This is a genomic window from Isoptericola sp. BMS4 (genome assembly GCF_011634835.1).
Classification (GTDB): Bacteria; Actinomycetota; Actinomycetes; order Actinomycetales; family Cellulomonadaceae; genus Isoptericola.
The window spans coordinates 232,637-250,181 of the sequence record NZ_SIRP01000001.1 but is presented as its reverse complement, the minus strand read 5'-3'; the positions used below and the strand labels follow the sequence as shown (position 1 = coordinate 250,181).

26 protein-coding genes are annotated in these 17,545 nt (G+C 74.3%); 14 read left to right on the top strand and 12 right to left on the bottom strand.

Features of this window, described 5'->3' with window-relative positions; genetic code table 11:
- Positions 1-52 precede the first annotated feature (52 nt).
- Positions 53-982, top strand: a complete 930-nt coding sequence (locus EYB28_RS01170) for a metal ABC transporter substrate-binding protein (RefSeq protein WP_166844158.1) — start codon at positions 53-55, stop codon at positions 980-982.
- Positions 983-1,059: 77 nt separating this feature from the next.
- On the top strand, positions 1,060-1,383 hold the full coding sequence (locus tag EYB28_RS01165; RefSeq protein WP_205710809.1) for a DUF5808 domain-containing protein: 324 nt from the start codon (positions 1,060-1,062) through the stop codon (positions 1,381-1,383).
- On the opposite strand, the gene EYB28_RS01160 is transcribed toward EYB28_RS01165, so the two are convergent.
- On the bottom strand, positions 1,360-1,695 hold the full coding sequence (locus tag EYB28_RS01160; protein WP_166844157.1) for a type II toxin-antitoxin system PemK/MazF family toxin: 336 nt from the start codon (positions 1,693-1,695) through the stop codon (positions 1,360-1,362). The two genes, EYB28_RS01165 and EYB28_RS01160, sit on opposite strands and share 24 nt — an antisense overlap.
- Positions 1,692-1,922 carry a toxin-antitoxin system protein gene (locus EYB28_RS01155; protein ID WP_166844155.1) on the bottom strand — a complete coding sequence of 77 codons (231 nt, stop codon included), beginning with the start codon at positions 1,920-1,922 and terminating at the stop codon, positions 1,692-1,694. Before EYB28_RS01155 ends, EYB28_RS01160 begins: the two co-directional genes overlap by 4 nt.
- Before the next feature lie 108 nt (positions 1,923-2,030).
- On the opposite strand from EYB28_RS01155, the gene EYB28_RS01150 reads away from it, so the two are divergent.
- Entirely contained in the window at positions 2,031-3,260 is a 1,230-nt protein-coding gene (locus EYB28_RS01150) for an MFS transporter (RefSeq protein WP_166844153.1), read from the top strand.
- Positions 3,261-3,263: 3 nt separating this feature from the next.
- Here the strand turns inward: EYB28_RS01150 and EYB28_RS01145 are convergent, their stop codons facing one another.
- The gene (locus tag EYB28_RS01145; protein WP_166844151.1) at positions 3,264-3,683 is read right to left on the bottom strand and encodes a VOC family protein; all 420 of its coding nucleotides are present in this window, start codon (positions 3,681-3,683) and stop codon (positions 3,264-3,266) included.
- A 172-nt stretch (positions 3,684-3,855) separates the two neighbouring features.
- Between EYB28_RS01145 and EYB28_RS01140 the strand changes: the two genes are divergently transcribed.
- Positions 3,856-4,908, top strand: a complete 1,053-nt coding sequence (locus tag EYB28_RS01140; protein WP_166844149.1) for a YdcF family protein — start codon at positions 3,856-3,858, stop codon at positions 4,906-4,908.
- Between the two features lie 77 nt (positions 4,909-4,985).
- Entirely contained in the window at positions 4,986-6,545 is a 1,560-nt protein-coding gene (locus tag EYB28_RS20050) for a CotH kinase family protein (protein ID WP_205710808.1), read from the top strand.
- 24 nt (positions 6,546-6,569) lie between these two features.
- Here the strand turns inward: EYB28_RS20050 and EYB28_RS01130 are convergent, their stop codons facing one another.
- Complete coding sequence (locus EYB28_RS01130; protein WP_240930326.1) at positions 6,570-7,700, bottom strand: GTP-binding protein; 1,131 nt, start codon at positions 7,698-7,700, stop codon at positions 6,570-6,572.
- Between the two features lie 127 nt (positions 7,701-7,827).
- Between EYB28_RS01130 and rpmB the strand changes: the two genes are divergently transcribed.
- From rpmB to rpmF, 6 genes are read left to right on the top strand one after another with little or no spacing between them, the layout of a single operon-like run.
- Positions 7,828-8,064: a 50S ribosomal protein L28 gene (gene rpmB / locus EYB28_RS01125; protein ID WP_166844147.1), complete on the top strand. Its 237-nt coding sequence runs from the start codon at positions 7,828-7,830 to the stop codon at positions 8,062-8,064.
- Positions 8,064-8,231, top strand: a complete 168-nt coding sequence (rpmG, locus tag EYB28_RS01120) for a 50S ribosomal protein L33 (RefSeq protein ID WP_166844144.1) — start codon at positions 8,064-8,066, stop codon at positions 8,229-8,231. Before rpmB ends, rpmG begins: the two co-directional genes overlap by 1 nt.
- Positions 8,231-8,536 carry a 30S ribosomal protein S14 gene (gene rpsN / locus EYB28_RS01115; protein WP_166844142.1) on the top strand — a complete coding sequence of 102 codons (306 nt, stop codon included), beginning with the start codon at positions 8,231-8,233 and terminating at the stop codon, positions 8,534-8,536. The genes rpmG and rpsN overlap by 1 nt, the downstream gene beginning before the upstream one ends.
- A 37-nt stretch (positions 8,537-8,573) precedes the next feature.
- Positions 8,574-8,876 carry a type B 50S ribosomal protein L31 gene (locus tag EYB28_RS01110; protein WP_166844140.1) on the top strand — a complete coding sequence of 101 codons (303 nt, stop codon included), beginning with the start codon at positions 8,574-8,576 and terminating at the stop codon, positions 8,874-8,876.
- The gene (ykgO, locus tag EYB28_RS01105; protein WP_166844138.1) at positions 8,876-8,998 is read left to right on the top strand and encodes a type B 50S ribosomal protein L36; all 123 of its coding nucleotides are present in this window, start codon (positions 8,876-8,878) and stop codon (positions 8,996-8,998) included. Before EYB28_RS01110 ends, ykgO begins: the two co-directional genes overlap by 1 nt.
- Positions 8,999-9,022: 24 nt before the next feature.
- Complete coding sequence (gene rpmF, locus EYB28_RS01100; RefSeq protein WP_166844136.1) at positions 9,023-9,190, top strand: 50S ribosomal protein L32; 168 nt, start codon at positions 9,023-9,025, stop codon at positions 9,188-9,190.
- A gap of 110 nt (positions 9,191-9,300) precedes the next feature.
- Here rpmF and EYB28_RS01095 read toward each other — a convergent pair whose 3' ends face one another.
- The 4 genes from EYB28_RS01095 to EYB28_RS01080 form a co-directional block, all read right to left on the bottom strand.
- Complete coding sequence (locus tag EYB28_RS01095) at positions 9,301-9,465, bottom strand: hypothetical protein (RefSeq protein WP_166844134.1); 165 nt, start codon at positions 9,463-9,465, stop codon at positions 9,301-9,303.
- A 31-nt stretch (positions 9,466-9,496) separates the two neighbouring features.
- The gene (locus EYB28_RS01090; RefSeq protein WP_166844132.1) at positions 9,497-9,775 is read right to left on the bottom strand and encodes a metal-sensitive transcriptional regulator; all 279 of its coding nucleotides are present in this window, start codon (positions 9,773-9,775) and stop codon (positions 9,497-9,499) included.
- Positions 9,776-9,795: 20 nt separating this feature from the next.
- Positions 9,796-11,487: an FAD-dependent oxidoreductase gene (locus EYB28_RS01085; protein ID WP_166844130.1), complete on the bottom strand. Its 1,692-nt coding sequence runs from the start codon at positions 11,485-11,487 to the stop codon at positions 9,796-9,798.
- A 72-nt stretch (positions 11,488-11,559) separates the two neighbouring features.
- Positions 11,560-12,261, bottom strand: coding sequence for a nucleotidyl transferase AbiEii/AbiGii toxin family protein (locus EYB28_RS01080; protein WP_166844128.1), 702 nt, complete (start codon positions 12,259-12,261; stop codon positions 11,560-11,562).
- A gap of 32 nt (positions 12,262-12,293) precedes the next feature.
- Between EYB28_RS01080 and EYB28_RS20045 the strand changes: the two genes are divergently transcribed.
- The gene (locus tag EYB28_RS20045) at positions 12,294-12,764 is read left to right on the top strand and encodes a helix-turn-helix transcriptional regulator (RefSeq protein WP_205710807.1); all 471 of its coding nucleotides are present in this window, start codon (positions 12,294-12,296) and stop codon (positions 12,762-12,764) included.
- A gap of 140 nt (positions 12,765-12,904) precedes the next feature.
- Here the strand turns inward: EYB28_RS20045 and EYB28_RS01070 are convergent, their stop codons facing one another.
- Complete coding sequence (locus tag EYB28_RS01070) at positions 12,905-13,060, bottom strand: hypothetical protein (protein ID WP_166844126.1); 156 nt, start codon at positions 13,058-13,060, stop codon at positions 12,905-12,907.
- A gap of 98 nt (positions 13,061-13,158) precedes the next feature.
- Between EYB28_RS01070 and EYB28_RS01065 the strand changes: the two genes are divergently transcribed.
- Both EYB28_RS01065 and glmS read left to right on the top strand, forming a co-directional pair.
- Positions 13,159-13,419 (top strand): HU family DNA-binding protein, encoded by a 261-nt coding sequence (locus tag EYB28_RS01065; protein WP_166844124.1) that lies wholly within the window; start codon positions 13,159-13,161, stop codon positions 13,417-13,419.
- 12 nt (positions 13,420-13,431) lie between these two features.
- Positions 13,432-15,282, top strand: coding sequence for a glutamine--fructose-6-phosphate transaminase (isomerizing) (gene glmS, locus EYB28_RS01060; protein WP_166844123.1), 1,851 nt, complete (start codon positions 13,432-13,434; stop codon positions 15,280-15,282).
- Between the two features lie 15 nt (positions 15,283-15,297).
- Here glmS and EYB28_RS01055 read toward each other — a convergent pair whose 3' ends face one another.
- The 3 genes from EYB28_RS01055 to EYB28_RS01045 all read right to left on the bottom strand — a co-directional run bounded on the left by EYB28_RS01055 (position 15,298) and on the right by EYB28_RS01045 (position 17,535).
- Complete coding sequence (locus tag EYB28_RS01055) at positions 15,298-15,711, bottom strand: VOC family protein (protein WP_166844121.1); 414 nt, start codon at positions 15,709-15,711, stop codon at positions 15,298-15,300.
- 120 nt (positions 15,712-15,831) lie between these two features.
- Complete coding sequence (locus tag EYB28_RS01050; protein WP_166844120.1) at positions 15,832-16,392, bottom strand: hypothetical protein; 561 nt, start codon at positions 16,390-16,392, stop codon at positions 15,832-15,834.
- A gap of 126 nt (positions 16,393-16,518) precedes the next feature.
- Complete coding sequence (locus EYB28_RS01045) at positions 16,519-17,535, bottom strand: NADP-dependent oxidoreductase (RefSeq protein ID WP_166844118.1); 1,017 nt, start codon at positions 17,533-17,535, stop codon at positions 16,519-16,521.
- Positions 17,536-17,545 lie beyond the last annotated feature (10 nt).

The following is a 17,545-nucleotide window of genomic DNA, read 5'->3' as shown; positions in this document are numbered from 1 at the left end:
GCCGTCGTGCTCCCCGCCCCGACCCAGCGACCCGTCATCCAGGAGGCCACCCGTGCCCAGCCACCCGAACCACCGGCCCACCCGTCGCCGGACCCGCGTCGCCGCCGCCGGCGCGCTGCTCGCCGCGCCGGCGCTCGCCGCGTGCACCGCGTCGTCGGCCGACGACGGCCTCGACGTCCTCGCGTCGTTCTACCCGCTGCAGTACGTCGCCGAGCAGGTCGGCGGCGAGCACGTCAGCGTCAGCAGCCTGACCCCGCCCGCCGCCGAGCCGCACGACCTGGAGCTGTCGCCCGCGCAGGTGCGCGCCGTCGGCGAGTCGGACCTCGTCGTGTACCTGTCGGGGATGCAGGCCGCCACGGACGAGGCGGTCGAGGCGCAGGCGCCCGAGCGTGTCGTCGACTCGGCCGACGCCGCCGGGTTGGAGCACGGCCCGAACGGCGGGGGTGCGGCGGCCCTGGACGCGGGTGCGCTCGACCCGCACTTCTGGCTCGACCCGACGCGGCTCGCGGCCGTGGGCCACGACGTCGCCGACGAGCTCGCCGCCGCCGACCCCGACCATGCCGCCGACTACGCCGCGAACGCAGACGCCCTGGAGGCCGAGCTTGTCGCCCTGGACGGCGACTACCGCGACGGGCTCGCGCAGTGCGCGGGCGCGACCCTCGTCGTCTCGCACGAGGCGTTCGGCTACCTCGCCGAGCGGTACGACCTGGTCCAGGAGGGCATCTCCGGCCTCGACCCGGAGGTGGAGCCGTCGCCCGCCCGGCTGCGCGAGGTCGGCGCGATCGTGCGGCAGAACGACGTCGAGACGCTGTACTTCGAGGTGCTCACCAGCCCCAAGGTGACGACCACCCTCGCCGAGGACCTCGGCGTCGGCGCCGCCAAGCTCGACCCCATCGAGGGGTGGACCGAGGGCTCCGACTACATGGACATCATGCGCGAGAACCTCACCGCCCTCCGGGAGGGGCTGAACTGTCGTTCCTGACGCCGGCCGTCCGGGCCGTCGCGGGCCGCGCCGCCTCGGTGCACGATGGGGTCGAGGACGGACGATCGGAGGTCGAGATGGGCAAGGGACCGGACGACGAGCGGCGCTGCCGCAAGGGCGGGGGCGCGAGGCTGTTCCGGCTGGTGATGTTCGGCCTGGTGGTCGCGGCCGTCACCAAGGAGCTGCAGAAGGACCCGGAGGACCGCACCTGGCACGGCACGGTCGGGTTCGTCCCCTACGAGTTCCGGGCGCCGACCGTCGAGCGGCTGCGTGAGCGGCTGTGGGACCCGGAGGGCGAGCACCTCGTCGGGCCGCACGTGTTCGGCGTGGGCTGGTCGGTGAACGTCGGGCGCGTGGTGGAGCTGGTGCGGCGTCGGCTACAGAGCGAGGAAGTCGCGTAGCCACAGGTCGACGTCGCGCAGGGTCGCGTCGTCGACGACGCCCGCGACCCGGCCGAGGCGCTCGCGGGCCAGGGTCCGTGGTTGCTCGGTCATCGCCCAGCTCGGACGGTCGAGCCCGTGCGAGCCGCGGAGCAGGACGTGGTTCGGCCAGTGCCGGTCCGTCGTCGTCACCGGCAGGATCACGGCCAGGTGGGTCACGACGTCGAGGTACTGGCGGCTCGCGATGACGAGCACGGGGCGGTGGCCGCTCTGCTCGCGCCCTCGCGTCGGGTCGAGCGCCGCCCAGGCGACAGCGCCTCTCACGAGGGTCACGGGGCGGACGGAGCGGGAGCCGTGTCCCAGGCGTCGTCCTCGTCGATCGCCGTCGCGTCCCGTGGATGCTGGGCGAGCGCCTCGCGCAGCTGGGCGAAGCGCTGCTCCCGCAGCCACAGCTCCAGCAGGTGCTCGACGAACGAGCCCACGGGTTCGCCCGTGCGGCTCGCCTCGGCGTTGAGCCGGTCCCGGAGCGTGGAGTCGACCTTGATCGTCGTCGCACTCATCCGACCAGTATACGCGTGGTATACGACGCTGGCGGTCGCACGGGAGGTCGGGCCGGGCGTCGACGGGTCAACCGTCGAAACGATACGAGAACGGATACCGTCGACCCCATGCCCGTCACCGTCCGCCGACGACGCCTGTCGCTGTTCGCCCTCACGCTGCTCGTCGGCCTGGGGATCTCGTCGTGGGTCACCCGCACGCCCGCGATCCGTGACGCCCTCGACGCGTCGACGGCTCAGATGGGGCTGATCCTCTTCGGGCTGTCCGTCGGCTCGATGACCGGCGTGCTCGCCGCGGGGTCGCTCGTCCGCCGCCACGGCACCCGCCCGGTCGCCGTCGTCGGCACGCTCCTCGTGGTCGGCGGCGTCGCCGTCGTCGGGCTCGCCGCGGCCGCCGGGCTCGCCGTCGGCGCGTTCGCCGGGCTGGCGCTCGTCGGCCTCGGCGGGGGGCTGGGCGAGATCTCCCTGAACATCGAGGGCGCGGCCCTGGAGCGCGAGACCGGGCGGCAGGTGCTGCCGATCCTGCACGGCAGCTTCAGTCTCGGCACCGTGATCGGGGCGCTCGTGGGCATCGGCCTGACGGCGGTGGCGTTCCCGGTGGTCTGGCACCTGCTCGGCGCCGCGGCGGTCATGGGAGGCCTCGCGGCCTGGGCGCTGCCGGGGGTCCCCGCCGGCACCGGGCGCGTGGCCCGCGCCGACGGGGCCCGGGAGGCCGCCGCGGGCCGGCGCCCCAGCGTGTGGCGCGACTCCCGGCTGCTCCTCATCGGGCTCGTCGTGCTGGCCATGGCGTTCGCCGAGGGTGCGGCCAACGACTGGCTGCCGCTGCTCATGGTGGACGGTCACGGCATGTCCGCCACCGACGGGTCGCTCGTCTACGCGGGCTTCGCCGCCGCGATGACGGTGGGGCGGTTCGCCGGCGGGCCCGTCGTCACCCGGTTCGGGCGCGCGCCCGTGCTGTCGGTCAGCGCGGTGTGCGCCGTCGTCGGGATCGGGGTCGTCGTGCTGTCGTCGAGCCCGCTCGTCGCCGGGATCGCGGTCGTGCTCTGGGGCCTCGGGGCGTCGCTCGGCTTCCCGGTCGCGATCTCCGCCGCCGGCGACGACCCCGACCGCGGCGCCGAGCGGGTCAGCGCCGTCGCCACCAGCGGGTACCTGGCGTTCCTGGTCGGCCCGCCGCTGCTCGGGTTCCTCGGCGAGCACGCCGGCCTGCGCCAGGCGATGCTCGTGGTCGTCGTGCTTCTCGTCGCGGCCGCCTTCGCCGCGCGGGCGGCCACGCCGCGCCCTCGTGCCGCGCCCGACGCCGTCGGCGCCGACCGCGCGGGCGGGCCCGGCACGGAGGGGTAGCGGTCACGCGTCGCCGGCGGCCGTGACCTCCGCGTCGCTGCGCAGGATGCAGAACTCGTTGCCCTCGGGGTCGGCGAGGACGACCCACCCCCGGCCGTCGGGCGTGCGCCGGTCGGCCACCTGCGTCGCGCCGAGCGCGAGCACCCGCCCGACCTCCTCGTCGCGGGTGCGGTCGGCGGGCCGTAGGTCGAGGTGCAGGCGGTTCTTCACCTGCTTGGGCTCGGGCACCTCGATGAACAGCACGTGCCCGTGGCTGTGGGCGGGGGCGTCGTGGCCCGCGGGCGGCACGATCATGCACTCCTCGTGCCCGGGAAGGTTGGGGTCGCCCGGCACGTCCGTGTAGCCGAGCACGCCGGCCCAGAACACGGACTGCGCGTAGGCGTCGCGAGCGTCGAACGTCGTGTGCGATATGCGTGAGGTCATGCGGGGCATCAGAGCATGGCAGCACCCCGGCCGCCAGGGGTTTTGCCCCGTTCCCCGGGCACGCGCCGTGGGCTGCCCGCATCCGGCGACGCCTCCGCCTATCCTGCGACCAGCCCGCATCCGAGCACGTGGGAGGTCCTTGCATGGTGGTGCCAGAGCCGCGGACGACGCCGTGACGGGGGACGCCGGCGTGCCCGCCGTGCTCTCCGCCCTCGTCGCGACGGCGTTCTGGGGCGTGTGGCTCGGGGTGTCGCTGCGCCGGGACCGGCGCCGGCTGCGCAACGGGTTCCTGCTGATGGCAGTGGTCTACACCGGCGTCGGCCTGGTGACCGCGCTGGTCTCGCTCGTCCCCGGAGGGTCGACGGCCGTGTCGTGGTTCTCGTTCGTCCTGGTCGCCGTCCTCGGCGTCGCGCTGCTCCTGCTGCCCGTGCTGCTGGTGGTGAACGGCGTGACGATGCTGCGCCGCGAACGGCGGTCGCTCGGCAACCTCCTGTCCCTGCTGGTGGGCCTCGCCATGCTGGCCTCTCCGGCCGTCATCGCGGCACCGCTCGCCCTCGGGGCGCCGCCGTGGGTCTGGTCCGTCGTCGTGGCGGTGCTCCTGCTCACCTCCTGGCTGGGGTTCACGTTCCTCGGGTTCGTCGCCCAGACGCTCCTCTACCGGCACTACGCCGCGCGCGTGCCCGCCCGGGCCGTCATCGTGCTCGGGTCCAGGATCGTCGCCGGTGCAGTCCCGCCCCTGCTCGCGGCCCGGCTCCGTACCGGCGCCGCGGCCGCGGCGCGCCTCGGCGGCGGCGACGGGCCCGTCCCGGTCGTGCCCTCCGGCGGGGCGGGCCGCGACGAGGAACGGCCCGAGGGCGTCGTCATGGCCGAGTGGCTGACCGACCACGGCGTCCCGACGGACCGGGTCGTCGTGGAGGACCGGGCGCGCACCACCCGCGAGAACCTCACCTACTCGGTCGCCCTGCTCGGAGAGCACGGGACGCCAGGCCCCTACCTGGTCGCGACGAACAGCTACCACGCCCCCCGTGCCGCGCTCGAGGCGATGGACCTGGGGCTCGACGTGCACGCCGTCGGAGCACCGACCGCGGGCTACTTCCTCCCCAGCGCCTACCTGCGCGAGTTCGTGGCGGTGCTGCGGCGCCGGCCGACGATCCACCTCGTCGCCGGGGCGGGGATCGTGGCGGTCATGGCACTGGTCGCCTTCCTCTCGGTCGCGGGCCGGTAGCCCGCGGCGTGCGGGCCGTCATGGTTCTCGCACGGTTCCCCGAGGGTTCGCCCAGGTGGGAGTGGTGGCCTGACCGCATGACTGCATCCTTCGACACCTCGGGCCGGCTCGTCCGGTCGCGGGGCGCGCGCCGGCTCGCCGCCGGCGGTGGCGCCCTGGCGGCGGCCGGCGCCCTCGCCTCCTGCTCCGCCTTCGCCTCGGCCGAGGCCGACCCCGACGACGCGGACTTCTTCGACGCCGACTCCGTCCACAGCATCGCCGTGTCCTATGACGAGGACGAGTACGACGCGATGATGGGCACGTTCACGAGCACCGGGGAGAAGGACTGGATCGCCGCCACCGTCACCATCGACGGCGAGGAGTACCAGGACGTCGGGCTGCGGCTCAAGGGCAACTCCAGCCTGCGGGGCCTGGGCGGCGGGGGAGAGGACGCCGCCGGCGGCGGAGAGCAGGGGGGCGGGCCTGGCGGCGGGGCGGACGGCGCGTCGGCGGACGACCCCGCCGGGCTGCCCTGGCTGATCCGGCTCGACAAGTACGTGGACGGCCAGGAGCACGACGGGCGCGCCGACTACGTGGTGCGCAGCAACACCAGCGAGACCTCCCTCAACGAGGCGGTCGCGCTCCACGTGCTGGAGCTGGCGGACGTGACAGCGGAGCAGGCCGCGTACGCGCGGTTCAGCGTCAACGGCAGCGACGAGCAGCTGCGGCTCGTGCTGGACCTGCCCGACGACGCCCTGTGGAACGAGGCCGTGTACCCCGACGGCGGCATCACGTACAAGGCCGACAGCGAGGGCGACTGGTCGTACCGCGGGGACGAGGCGTCCGCTTACGAGGAGGTCTTCGAGGCCAAGGACGACTCCACCGGCGGGACGGACGACGAGACGTACGCGCCGCTGGCGGCGTTCCTCGACTTCGTGAACAACTCGTCCGACACCGAGTTCGCCGACGGCCTCGGGGACCGTCTCGACGTCGACGCGTTCGCCCGGTACCTGGCCGCGCAGGAGCTCGTGGCCAACTCGGACGACATCGACGGGCCGGGGAACAACGCCTACCTGCACTACGACCCCACCTCGGGCCTCATGGAGGTGGTCGCCTGGGACCAGAACCTGTCGTACGGCGGGATGGGTGGCGGCTTCGGCGGTGGCGCGGGCGGGGGCAGGGCGCCCGACGGCGGCGAGGCGCCGCAGGACGGCCCGCGGCCCGACGTCGAGGAGCTCCCCGAGGGCGAGCTGCCCGAGGGCATGGAGCCTCCGGCCGGCGGCGGGTTCCCCGGTGCGGACGGCGGCCAGGACGCCGCGGGTGGGCGTGGCGGCTTCGGCGGGCAGGACAACCCGCTGGTCACGCGGTTCCTGGACGACGACGGCTTCGCCGCCGCGTACGAGGCGGCTCTGGCCGACCTCACGGCGTCGGTCTACGAGAGCGGGGACGCGCAGGACCACCTCGACGAGCTGAGCGCGATGCTGTCCGAGGAGGCGTCCGACCTCGTCGACGCCGACACCGTCGCGAGCGAGGCGGACGCGATCGCGGCCCGGCTCACCGGGGACGACCTGACGGGCGAGCAGGCCGACGACCAGGAGGCCCGCGGTCAGGAGTCCGCGCAGCCGGAGGCGTCGGACGAGCAGACCGCGGGCTCCTGACCGGTCCCGGCTCGGCGGGCGGCCTCAGGCGGCCCGCGCGCCGAGCCACGGGGCGAGGACGTCGGTGCGTCCGAGCCACCCCACGCCGCCGTCGGCGACCTCCGTGCGCGTGGTCAGCGCCTCGCCGAACGCGTCGAGGATGCGGTCGCGCACGGCGCGCGCCTCCTCCGGCTCGCCGGCGCCGACGACGAGGATCCGCGTCACCGGGCGCTGCCCGGCGGCGACCTCGTCCCACGTGCCGAGGTCGGCGACGCACAGCGCCCCGCCGGCGCCGTCCCACAGGCAGACGGAGTCGGGGCGGTCGGGCACGTGGAAGACGCCGCGGCTGCGCACGGGGCCGGTGCCGAGGTCCTCGATGCGGTCCAGCAGACGCTGCGGGTGGAACGGGCTGGCGGACTTCAGCAGGAGGCTCCAGCTCAGGTCGCGCGGGTCCGTGCCCGCGCCGACCAGGCCGCGGGCGCCCAGCGGGTGCGCGCGGCGCTCGGCGGCGACCCTGTCGTGCGTCCGGGCGGCCAGCGCGGAGACGTCGAGCTCGTGCAGCCCGTCGGCACGGCGGCTGTCCGCGGCGCGCAGCCGGTCGGCCAGGCCGGAGCCGGTGGGGTCGTCGCCGGTCGTGACGAGGAGGTCGGCCTGCTCGAGCTGGGCCGCGACCGCCTCGCCGACCGGCCGCTCGTCGTCGTCGGTCAGCGCGATGCCGCGCTCGTCGACGAGGTCGTCGCCGAGGAGGTCGGCGGCCAGCGTGTCGAGGTCCGTGACGGCGACCGTGGCGGCGAGGCGCAGCCGCTCGAGCTCGCCGCCGGGCTCGGTGCAGGCGCTCAGGGCGCGGGCGGCGGGCAGCGGCTCGGCGGAGACGGGCAGGGCCAGCACGAGGTCGGTCCAGCGGCCGTCGTCGGCGAGCCGGGCGAGCGTCGGCACGGCGTCCTCCCGGACGCTGCACGACACGCAGGCGTGCGCGAGCGGGACGGTCTCGTCCTCGACGACGCCGCCCGCGTCGACGACCAGGCGGCGCAGGGTGCCCTCGTCGGGCAGCAGGTCGTGGCGGACGACCACGACGCCGGGCGAGGTGAGGGTCAGGCTCGCGGCGGCGGCGTCGCGCAGCACCGGGTCGACGGCGACGAGGACGCTCAGCGACCGCTTCGTGGGCTCGGGAATCACACGGGCCTCCCAGGGGTTGTGGACGGACAAGAGTTGAGAACCGTTCTCAGGTCTGCCACACTCTAGCCCCGGTGAGAACTGTTCTCAATTTCCGGCGGTGAGCCGCCAGAACCGGAGAGGAAAGCCCATGTCCGCCCGTTGCCAGGTGCTCGGCACCGTCCCGGGGTTCGGCCACTCGGTCTCGCACTCCCACGTGCGCACCAAGCGCCGCTGGGACCCCAACGTCCAGAAGAAGCGCTACTGGGTGCCCACCCTCGGCCGCACCGTCACGCTGCGGGTGAGCGCCCGGGGCATCAAGACCATCGACCGCGACGGCATCGACGCCGTGGTCGCCAGGATCCAGGCACGAGGAGAGAAGGTCTGATGGCCACCCGCACCGACCTGCGCCCGATCATCAAGCTCCGCTCGACGGCGGGCACGGGCTTCACCTACGTCACGCGCAAGAACCGCCGCAACGACCCCGACCGGATGACGCTGCGCAAGTACGACCCGGTCGTGCGCCGGCACGTGGAGTTCAAGGAGACCCGCTGATGGCGAAGACATCGAAGATCGCCGCCGACGCCCGCCGCCGCGACGTCGTCGCGCGCTATGCAGAGCGCCGGGCGGAGCTCAAGCGGATCGTCGCCGCGCCGTCGTCCACCCCGCAGGAGCGGGCCGACGCCGTGACCGAGCTGCAGCGCCAGCCCCGCGACGCCAGCGCCACCAGGCTGCGCAACCGCGACGTCGTCGACGGGCGCCCCCGCGGCCATCTGCGCCGCTTCGGGCTGTCCCGCATCCGGCTGCGCGAGATGGCGCACCGCGGCGAGCTGCCCGGCGTCACGAAGTCCAGCTGGTGACGGACGGCGCCCCCACGAGAACGAGAAGGAGACACGCATGAAGCAGGGCATCCACCCCCCGTACGGGCCCGTGGTGGTCCGCGACACGAGCGCGGGGTTCGCGTTCCTCACCCGGTCCACCCTGGCCGGCGACGTGCCCGGCGGCCGCGGCCGTCCCGAGGCCACGATCGAGTGGGAAGACGGCCGCACCTACCCGGTCGTCGACGTCGAGATCTCCAGCGCGAGCCACCCGTTCTGGACCGGCGCCGCGCGCGTCCTCGACACCGAGGGCCGCGTGGAGAAGTTCCGCCGCCGGTACGGCGCCGTGGCGACCTCCGCCGAGCGGGCGGGAGGCGCGTGATGAAGGTCCGCGCCTCGCTGCGCTCGCTCAAGAGGCTGCCCGGCGCCAAAGTCGTGCGCCGCCGCGGCAAGACGTACGTCATCAACAGGCAGAACCCTCGGTACAAGGCCCGCCAGGGCTGAACCGGGCTCGGAGAGGAGGGGCTCATGGCGGTCCCGAAGCGCAAGACGTCCCGGTCGCGTACGCGCTCGCGGCGGGCGCAGTGGAAGGCGGGCGCGCCCGCGCTGGTGCCGGTGACCGTCGGCGGCCGGGAGGTGCAGGTGCCGCCGCGGCTCGCACGCGCGGTGCGGGAGGGCCGGGTCGCGATCGACTGACGGCGCACGCCTGTCCCGGGTCCCGCGAGACGGCGGCGGACGACGGCTCCCTCGGGCGGTGCCCGGGGGAGCCGTCGTCGTCCGTCGAGGCGCCGGCCTGCGTCCGAGGGTCAGCGACCGAAGAGCCGGGCGAGGAAGCCGCCCTGCTGCGGCGCTCCCTCGTGGCCGCCGCACCACTCGGCGGCGGGGACCGCGCGCCGCACGTCGTCGACGTGCTGGCCGCAGCCCTGCCAGGTGGTCTTGCCGCAGGTGGTGCAGGTGACGGGGTGGCACACGGTGGTTTCTCCTTCGATCGGGTCGGCCGGGTCAGGCCAGGGTGAGGAAGAGCTTCTCGAGCTCCTCGGTGGTCAGTCCGTCCTCGTCGGCGGCGGCCCGCTCGGGGTCGGCGACGCAGTCCTTCATCGCGGTGGCGACGACGGCGAAGCCGGCCCGGTCGAGCGCGCTGGAGACCGCGGAGAGCTGCGTGACGACGTCGCGGCAGCTCTTGCCGGTCTCGACGGCGGCGATGACGGCGTCGAGCTGTCCGCGGGCGCGGCGCAGCCGGTTGACGATGCGGCGCTGCGCCGCGGCGTCCTGGATGGTCATGGTCGGCTCCTTCGGGGTGGTCAGGCGAGGGCGGGCTCGCCCTCCGTGACGAGCAGGTCGGAGGCGCGGGGCCCGAGGGCGGCGCGCAGCGTGAGCATGCCGCCCGACAGGGACGCCGAGTCGTGGCCGGCCTGGGCGAGGACGCGGTGCGCGACGTGCGAGCGCACCCCGGACCCGCACAGCGCCCGCACGGGGCGGCCCGCCGCCGCCGCGGCGACCTCGTCCAGGCGGTCGCGCAGCTCGGTGTGCGGGACGTTGACGGCGCCCGGCAGGTGGCCCGAGGCGAACTCGGCGCGGCTGCGGACGTCCAGCACGAGGGAGGTCGCCAGCGCGTCGTCGACCTCCTCGGCGTACCAGAGGCGCAGCGTGCCGTCGAGGACGTTGGTGCCGACCATGCCGGCCAGGTTGACCGGGTCCTTCGCCGCCCCGTACGGCGGGGCGTAGGCGAGGTCCAGGTCGACGAGGTCGGCCGTGGTCATGCGGGCGCGGATCGCCGTCGCGAGGACGTCGACGCGCTTGTCGACACCGGCCCGCCCGACGGCCTGCGCGCCGAGCAGGCGCCCGTCGTCGGCCGCCGCGTGCACGACCAGGTGCACCTGCTCCGCGCCGGGGAACCAGCCGACGTGGTGGGATGGGTGCAGGTGCAGTGTGTGGAACGCGGTGCCGGCGGCCCGCAGGCCGGCGCGGTTGGCGCCGGTGCTCGCCGCGGTGAGCTCGCCGACGCGGACGACGGCCGTCCCGAGCGCGGGCGGCACCGGCCGGGCGTGCTCCGGGCGCAGGATCGCGTCGGCCACCTGTCGCCCCGCGCGGTTGGCGGGGCCGGCGAGGGCGACGGGCCGGAGGGCGCCGGTGACAGCGTCGGTGCTGAGCGTGGCGTCGCCGACCGCCCACACGCCGGGCGCGCTGGTGCGCCCGTGTGGGTCGACGACGATCGCGCCGCGCTCGCAGGCGATCCCCGCGGCCTCGAACACCTCGGTGTCGGGCCGCACGCCCACGGACAGCACGACCAGGTCGGCGGCCACGCGGGTCCCGTCGGCGAGCACGACGGTGTCGTGGTCGGCACCCGGCTCGACGGCGGACGCCGCGACGCCGGCGCGCACCGTGGCGCCGAGGCGCTCCAGCTCGTCCGTGACGAGGGTGGCGAGCTCCGGCTCCAGCGGGGGGAGCGGGTGCGGGGCGAGCTCGACGACGGTCACCTCCAGGCCGCGGGCGACCAGGGCCTCCGCCGCCTCGAGCCCGATGAACCCGGCGCCGAGCACGACCGCGCGCCGGGCGCCGTCGTCGACCCGGTCCCGCAGCGCGACGGCGTCGGGGATCGAGCGCAAAGTGCGCACACGCGGCGAGTCCAGGCCGGGCAGCGGCGGGCGGACCGCCCGGGCGCCGGGGGACAGGACGAGCGCGTCGTAGCCGAGGCTCTCGGTGCCGGCGTCCGTGCGCACGGTGAGGCGCCGGGCGGCGGTGTCGAGGCCGACGACGTCGTGCCGGGTGCGGACGTCGAGGTCGAGTGCGGCGCGCAGCGATTCCGGGGTCTGCACGAGCAGGTCGCCGGCGTCGGGGATCTCCCCGCTCAGGTGGTAGGGCAGGCCGCAGCTCGCGTACGAGACGTGCTCACCGCGGTCCAGGACGACGATCTCGGCGCTCTCGTCGAGGCGCCGGGCGCGCGCGGCGGCGCTCATGCCGCCGCCGACGCCACCCACGATCACGATCTTCATGCGACCGACCATAAACCCCTGGGGGTATTTTTCCCAGCCGGGTGTCGCGTGACGTCGCGCACAGGGGTGATCTCAGCCCACCATCGCGCGGGCGACCTGGCCGCAGACGTCGGTGACGTCGTCCCAGCGCCGCCACCGTCGCTCGAGGCCCTTGTAGCGAGGGAGCTCGGGGATGATGGCGGCGTCCTTGGGCCGTGGGTCGGCGAGCTGGGAGGCGACCTGCGTCGCGACCGGTGACTCGTCGTGCCGCAAGTCGGCGTAGTAGTCGTCGATCCCGACGAGGATGTCGGCCGCCTTCGCCGCGCCGACGACGGAGGCCATCGCGGCCACGTCGAGATAGTCGCGCAGCTGGTTCCGTTTCACGATGAGGAACGCCTTGACGCGGAGAGTCTCCTCGAACGTCGGTACGGTCAGCACCCGTCGTGACGGCAGCCGGCGCTCCTCCGTCTCGAGCGGGCGGGTACGGATGAGCTGGCGCAGCCTTGTCTCGATCCCACCCAGCTCGCCGAGGATGATCTTGCCCGCCTGGACGCGGTTCGTCACCCACTCGCCCTCGCGCTCGAGAGCGTCGAGGATCAGGTCGAAGCGGTCGCGAAGGTCGACGAGCACGTGATCATGGTCGATCGACAGGCGATGCCCCGCATGCAGGGCCGCGGCCGTCCCGCCGACGAGTACCGCGTCGGGGACGAGCTCCTGCAGGCGCGCGGCCGATTCGAGGAGGCTCTCCAGCGCGGGAACGCCGGACGGCTCTGCGGGAACACTCGTTGACCCCATGGAGTTATCATATGCGATAAGGAGGTGCTGGCATGCTGCGGTTCCGAAACGTCGACGCCACCCCCGCCGACCCCGTGTCGAGCTGGGGAGTCGAAGGAATCTCCACCGCGTTGGAGCGCGGCTATCTGCCGCACTGGCAGCGCATCGCCCGTGCTGTGCGTGCAGACCCGTTCGGGACCGTGGCGCGACAGCTGGAGGTCTCGCTCGCCACGGTCGAGGAGAGCGGGGCCACCGCGATGCTCCGCCGGGTGCTCGCCGAGGCTCGGGAGGACGACAGCGCGGCCGTCGCGCGAACCATCCGCGAGCAGGTGCGTCGGTCGGGTCTGTCGGCGCAGGCGTTCGCGACCGCGCTGGGGACTTCCCCGTCCCGTCTGTCGACCTACATGACGGGCCGCGTCGTCCCTTCGGCTGTCATCGCTCGCCGGATCTCGCGGATCGCCGAGGAGCACGCCGTCCGTGGCAGGTTGTACCCGGGCTCTGCGCTGCGTGCGCCCGCCGCTTGACGAGGCTCTCGTGGCGCTCGCCGACGCGTACGGCGACGCCGTGCGCGAGGGGCCTGCCTGATCTGAGATCGCCGGAGCGTGCAGATCTGACGCTTGCTGTCCGATGTGCACACCGGCTCGGATCCCGGCAGAAGTGATCCTCACAGTCGGTCGACGACGTCCAGCTCCTCGGAGCGGACGGTCGTGCCGCCGGTGCCGGTGACCTCCAGCACCAGCACGGTGCCGTCGGCGACGTCGGACGGCACGGCGACCTGGCGGTGAGCAGCACGGTCGCCGTCGCCAGGGCCCGTCGTCACGCCATGGCCGCACTGTATCGACGACCGTCGCAGGCGGATGTCTGCCCGGATCCGGGCAGATTCTGGCGTCTCGTGCGCCACGGGTGCACACTCTTCGGGTGACCGACGCCGATCTCGTCGCCCGCGTCGCCGCCTCCACGGGGCTCTCCCCGTCCGAGGCGGCGCGCGTCGTCGAGGACGTCCTGGCCTGGTACCGAGAACCGGTCGAGGACTACGTGCGGCGCCGGCACGCGACGCTGCGCACCTACGGGCACCGCAACGAGGAGATCTACGCGATCGTCGCGGCCGAGCTGCGCGAGCGCCTCGTCGCGGCCCCGGAGCTCACCGAGCGTCAGGTCCGCCGCACCATCTACGGCTAGGAGCACCAGACCATGTGCGGAATCGTCGGCTACGTCGGCCCCCAGCAGGCCGCGCCCGTCCTCGTCGAGGGCCTCACGCGGCTGGAGTACCGGGGCTACGACTCGGCGGGCATCGCCGTGGCCAACCCGCGCTCGACGGCGCACCCGTCCCGGGTCGTGCGGGCGAAGGGCCGCGTGCGCGACCTGGAGGCGGCGCTGCCCGCGCGCCTCGCCGGCACCGCCGGCATCGGGCACACCCGCTGGGCGACGCACGGCGAGCCGAGCGAGCGCAACGCCCACCCGCACACCTCCTTCGACGGGCGGGTGCACGTGGTGCACAACGGGATCATCGACAACTTCGCGACGCTGCGCGCACGCCTCGCCGCCGACGGCGTCGAGCTCGCGTCCGACACCGACACCGAGGTCGTGGCGCACCTCGTGGCGCGCGAGCTCGCCGGTCAGGACGGCAAGGGCCTCGGCTTCGAGGACGCCGTGCGCGCCGCCGTCGCGCAGGTCGACGGCACCTATGCCCTCGCCGTCCTCGACGCGCAGGCGCCCGACCGCGTGGTCGTCGCCCGCAACGGCTCGCCGCTGCTGCTCGGCGTCGGCGACGGCGAGATGTTCGTCGCGTCCGACGCGGCGGCGATCGTGCGGCACACCAGCCAGGTGGTGCTGCTCGACGACGGCGACTTCGCGTCCGTCACGGCCGACGGGTTCCGCACCTTCACCGCCGACGAGGAGCACACGGCGCGCGACGCCGTCACCATCGACCTCACCGTCGAGGAGCTGGAGCTGGGCGGCCACGCCCACTTCATGCACAAGGAGATCCACGAGCAGCCCGAGTCCGTGGAGCGCATGCTCTCGGGCCGCCTCGACGACCGGTTCGGCACCGCCAAGCTCGACGGCCTCAACCTGGACCCCCGCGCGATGCGCCGCTTCGCGCGCGTGAAGATCCTCGGCTGCGGCTCCGCCTACTACGTGGGGCAGCTCGGGGCGTCGATGATCGAGGACCTCGCCCGCATCCCCGCGGACGCCGAGCCCGCGAGCGAGTTCCGCTACCGCAACCCGATCATCGAGCCCAGCACCCTGTACGTCGTGGTGAGCCAGTCCGGCGAGACCGCGGACACCCTCTTCGCCGTCCGGGAGATCCAGCGCAAGGGCGGCACCGTCGTCGGTCTCGTCAACGCCGTCGGGTCGTCGATCGCCCGCGAGGTCGACGGCGGGATCTACCTGCACGCCGGGCCCGAGGTGGCCGTGGCGTCCACCAAGGCGCTCACGCACATGTCGGTCGGCTTCGCGCTCCTGGCGCTCGCGCTCGGCCGTGTGCGCGACCTCTCCTTCGCCGACGGCACGCGGATCATCGCGGGCCTGCGGGCGATCCCCGGGCAGATCGCGCAGGTCCTGGCGGACGAGGAGGACCTGGCCGCTGCCGCCCGGGACCTCTCCGCGGCCGCCAGCCTGTTCTTCGTCGGCCGCGTCCGGGGCTACCCCGTGGCGCGCGAGGGCGCGCAGAAGTTCAAGGAGATCACGTACCGGCACGCCGAGGCGTACCCGACGAGCGAGCTCAAGCACGGCCCGCTCGCCCTCATCAGCCCGGAGCTGCCGACCGTCGCGATCGTGCCCGACGACGACCTGCTGGAGCGCAACCTCACCGCCGCGCAGGAGATCCGGGCGCGCGGCGGCTCCGTCGTCGCCATCACCCACCCCGGCGTCGATCTGGGGGACGCCGCGACGCAGCGCATCGAGGTGCCGCGCAACGAGGTGGAGCTGGACCCGATCCTGCTGACCGTCCCCACCCAGCTGCTCGGTTACCACGCGGCCGTGGCGCTCGGCGAGGACGTGGACCGGCCGCGCAACCTCGCCAAGTCGGTCACCGTGGAGTGAGCCCGGCGGCGCGCCTCACCCGCCGATCTCGTCGAGGAGCTGTGACACCCCCTCGCCGTCCATGAGGCCGACGACGTTCCCCGCCGGGTCGGTGAACCAGGCGCCGTCCCCGCCCTCCATGAACCCGCGGGCGACGCCCTTGTCGTCGTGCTCGATGGCGTCGTAGGTCGTCGGGGTGAGCCCCTTCGCGACGAGGTCGTCCACCACGGTGTCGACGTCGTCGACGGCCAGGTGCATGACGGTGAACGCCGCGGGGACGTGGTCCTCCTTCGGGTAGACGAACACCGCGCTGGACCCGAGGTGCAGGACCAGACCCATGCCGTCACCGAGGGGCGTGACGCGGAGCCCGAGGGTGTCCGCGTAGAAGCTGCGTGCCGCGTCGAGGTCGTCCACCGAGAAGCTGGAGAACCCCCGCCGGGTCGTGACCATCGCCTTCACTCCTTCGTGCGAGCCGGCCCCGGGCGGCAGGGCCCGCCACGAGGTGCCGGTCCCTCCAGGGTCCGTCCGGCGCGTGGGGCACGCCGTCGCCGGGGCCGGGTGAACTTCCGGTCAGGCAGGGTCGGGCTGGTCCTCGATCTCGACGGCCCGCAGCTCGGGCGTGAACGCGAAGACCTCGCCGTCGTGGGTCCCGATCCACCAGGCGCCGCACATCCGGGTGGCCTCCCGCTCCTGGCCCGCCGTCCACCAGGAGGCCCTCAGCGTCGCCTCGGTGCGGTAGTCCTCGGGCCGCAGGTCGCCGCGCTGCGGGCGCGGGCCGAGGGGCTCCTCGGCCGTCACGGCGTCGCAGGCCGGCAGGTCGCCCTCGTCGGCGGTCATCGTGAGGATCGCCTCGTCGCCGGTCGTGCGGAACACGCCGCGCACGTCCTCGGCGTCGTCGGGCACCCAGCCCGGCAGGGCGTCGTCCGCTTTGCCCTGCGCGCCGGTCGCGTACGCGAACGCCTTGGTGTGCCCGTCGCCGCGCTCGGAGAGGGACGCGGCCAGGCTGCCGCAGGCGGTGACGGTGAGGACGACGCCGGCGGCGAGCGCGAGCGCCCCGAGGCCGCGGTAGCGGTCCGGGGGAGTGGTCGTCGCGGGACGGTCGTCAGGGGCGGGGGTGCGCGTCGTGGTCATGGCTCGACGCTATGGAGCCGCCCGGGCGCCGTCGTCGTCCCCCGAGCGGAACCTTCGGACGTGCGGTCAGCCCGTGGGCGGACCGCCGCCTCAGGGTGGTCCCGGAGGCGGCGGCCCGTGGCTCTCTCACACGGCGGTGCGCACGACCATCTTGCCGGTGTTCGCGCCGCGCATCATGTCGAGGAAGGCCTGCGGCGCGTTCTCGATGCCGTCGACGACGGTCTCGTCGTAGGCGACCTTGCCGTCGGCGAACCAGCCGCTCATGAGGCGCTGGAACTCCGGGCCGTGGTGCAGGTGCCGGCCGAGGGTGAAGCCCTCGAGACGCAGGCCGCGGGTGATGGCGTTCGCCAGGTTGTCGGGGCCGGGCGTGCGGTCGGTCGTGTTGTATCCGGCGATGGCGCCGCACAGGGCGAGGCGGCCTCCGTCGTTCATGACGTCGAGGGCGGCGGTCAGGTGGTCGCCGCCGACGTTGTCGAAGAAGACGTCGACGCCGCCGGGTACGAGATCGGGGAGCTGTTCGCGCACCGGGGCGTCCTTGTAGTTGAGCGCGGCGTCGTACCCGTACTTCTCGGTGAGCAGCGCGACCTTCTCCGCGGAGCCCGCCGAGCCGACCACGCGCGACGCTCCGAGCAGGCGGGCGATCTGACCGGCCGCGGTGCCGACGGCTCCCGCGGCCCCGGAGACGAAGACCGTGTCGCCCTCGCGCAGGCCGGCGATCGCGGTGAGCCCGACGTACGCCGTCAGGCCCGTCATGCCGAGGATGCCGAGGCGCACCGACAGCGGGAGGCCCGGTACCTCGGGCACCACCTGGAAGTGCTTCGCCTCCGCCTGGGCGACGTCGCGCCATCCGAGCTGGTGCAGCACGACCGCGCCCACCGGGACGTCGTCGGACGCCGAGGCGACGACGCGGCCGACCGCTCCGCCCGTCATCGTCTCCCCGAGGGCGAACGGCGGCACGTAGCTCTTCACGTCGTTCATGCGGCCGCGCATGTACGGGTCGACCGACACGAACTCGTTGACGACGCGCACCTGGCCGGGCTCGAGGTCGCCGTAGGTGACCCGCACGGTGCGGAAGTCGTCGAGGGTGGGCCAGCCGGTCGGGCGGGCGGCGAGCTGGATCTGGGTGGACACGACGTCGGACATGAACGGTCTT

Coding starts and splice junctions, on each gene's coding strand:
- EYB28_RS01050 (WP_166844120.1), bottom strand. CDS start 16,392: ATGACCACGACGCGCACCCCCGCCCCTGACGACCGTCCCGCGACGACC.
- EYB28_RS01150 (WP_166844153.1), top strand. CDS start 2,031: ATGCCCGTCACCGTCCGCCGACGACGCCTGTCGCTGTTCGCCCTCACG.
- rpsN (WP_166844142.1), top strand. CDS start 8,231: ATGGCGAAGACATCGAAGATCGCCGCCGACGCCCGCCGCCGCGACGTC.
- EYB28_RS01045 (WP_166844118.1), bottom strand. CDS start 17,535: ATGTCCGACGTCGTGTCCACCCAGATCCAGCTCGCCGCCCGCCCGACC.
- rpmB (WP_166844147.1), top strand. CDS start 7,828: ATGTCCGCCCGTTGCCAGGTGCTCGGCACCGTCCCGGGGTTCGGCCAC.
- EYB28_RS20045 (WP_205710807.1), top strand. CDS start 12,294: ATGCTGCGGTTCCGAAACGTCGACGCCACCCCCGCCGACCCCGTGTCG.
- EYB28_RS20050 (WP_205710808.1), top strand. CDS start 4,986: ATGACTGCATCCTTCGACACCTCGGGCCGGCTCGTCCGGTCGCGGGGC.
- EYB28_RS01055 (WP_166844121.1), bottom strand. CDS start 15,711: ATGGTCACGACCCGGCGGGGGTTCTCCAGCTTCTCGGTGGACGACCTC.
- EYB28_RS01090 (WP_166844132.1), bottom strand. CDS start 9,775: ATGACCATCCAGGACGCCGCGGCGCAGCGCCGCATCGTCAACCGGCTG.
- EYB28_RS01155 (WP_166844155.1), bottom strand. CDS start 1,922: ATGAGTGCGACGACGATCAAGGTCGACTCCACGCTCCGGGACCGGCTC.
- EYB28_RS01085 (WP_166844130.1), bottom strand. CDS start 11,487: ATGAAGATCGTGATCGTGGGTGGCGTCGGCGGCGGCATGAGCGCCGCC.
- EYB28_RS01080 (WP_166844128.1), bottom strand. CDS start 12,261: ATGGGGTCAACGAGTGTTCCCGCAGAGCCGTCCGGCGTTCCCGCGCTG.
- EYB28_RS01110 (WP_166844140.1), top strand. CDS start 8,574: ATGAAGCAGGGCATCCACCCCCCGTACGGGCCCGTGGTGGTCCGCGAC.
- EYB28_RS01145 (WP_166844151.1), bottom strand. CDS start 3,683: ATGACCTCACGCATATCGCACACGACGTTCGACGCTCGCGACGCCTAC.
- rpmF (WP_166844136.1), top strand. CDS start 9,023: ATGGCGGTCCCGAAGCGCAAGACGTCCCGGTCGCGTACGCGCTCGCGG.
- glmS (WP_166844123.1), top strand. CDS start 13,432: ATGTGCGGAATCGTCGGCTACGTCGGCCCCCAGCAGGCCGCGCCCGTC.
- ykgO (WP_166844138.1), top strand. CDS start 8,876: ATGAAGGTCCGCGCCTCGCTGCGCTCGCTCAAGAGGCTGCCCGGCGCC.
- rpmG (WP_166844144.1), top strand. CDS start 8,064: ATGGCCACCCGCACCGACCTGCGCCCGATCATCAAGCTCCGCTCGACG.
- EYB28_RS01165 (WP_205710809.1), top strand. CDS start 1,060: ATGGGCAAGGGACCGGACGACGAGCGGCGCTGCCGCAAGGGCGGGGGC.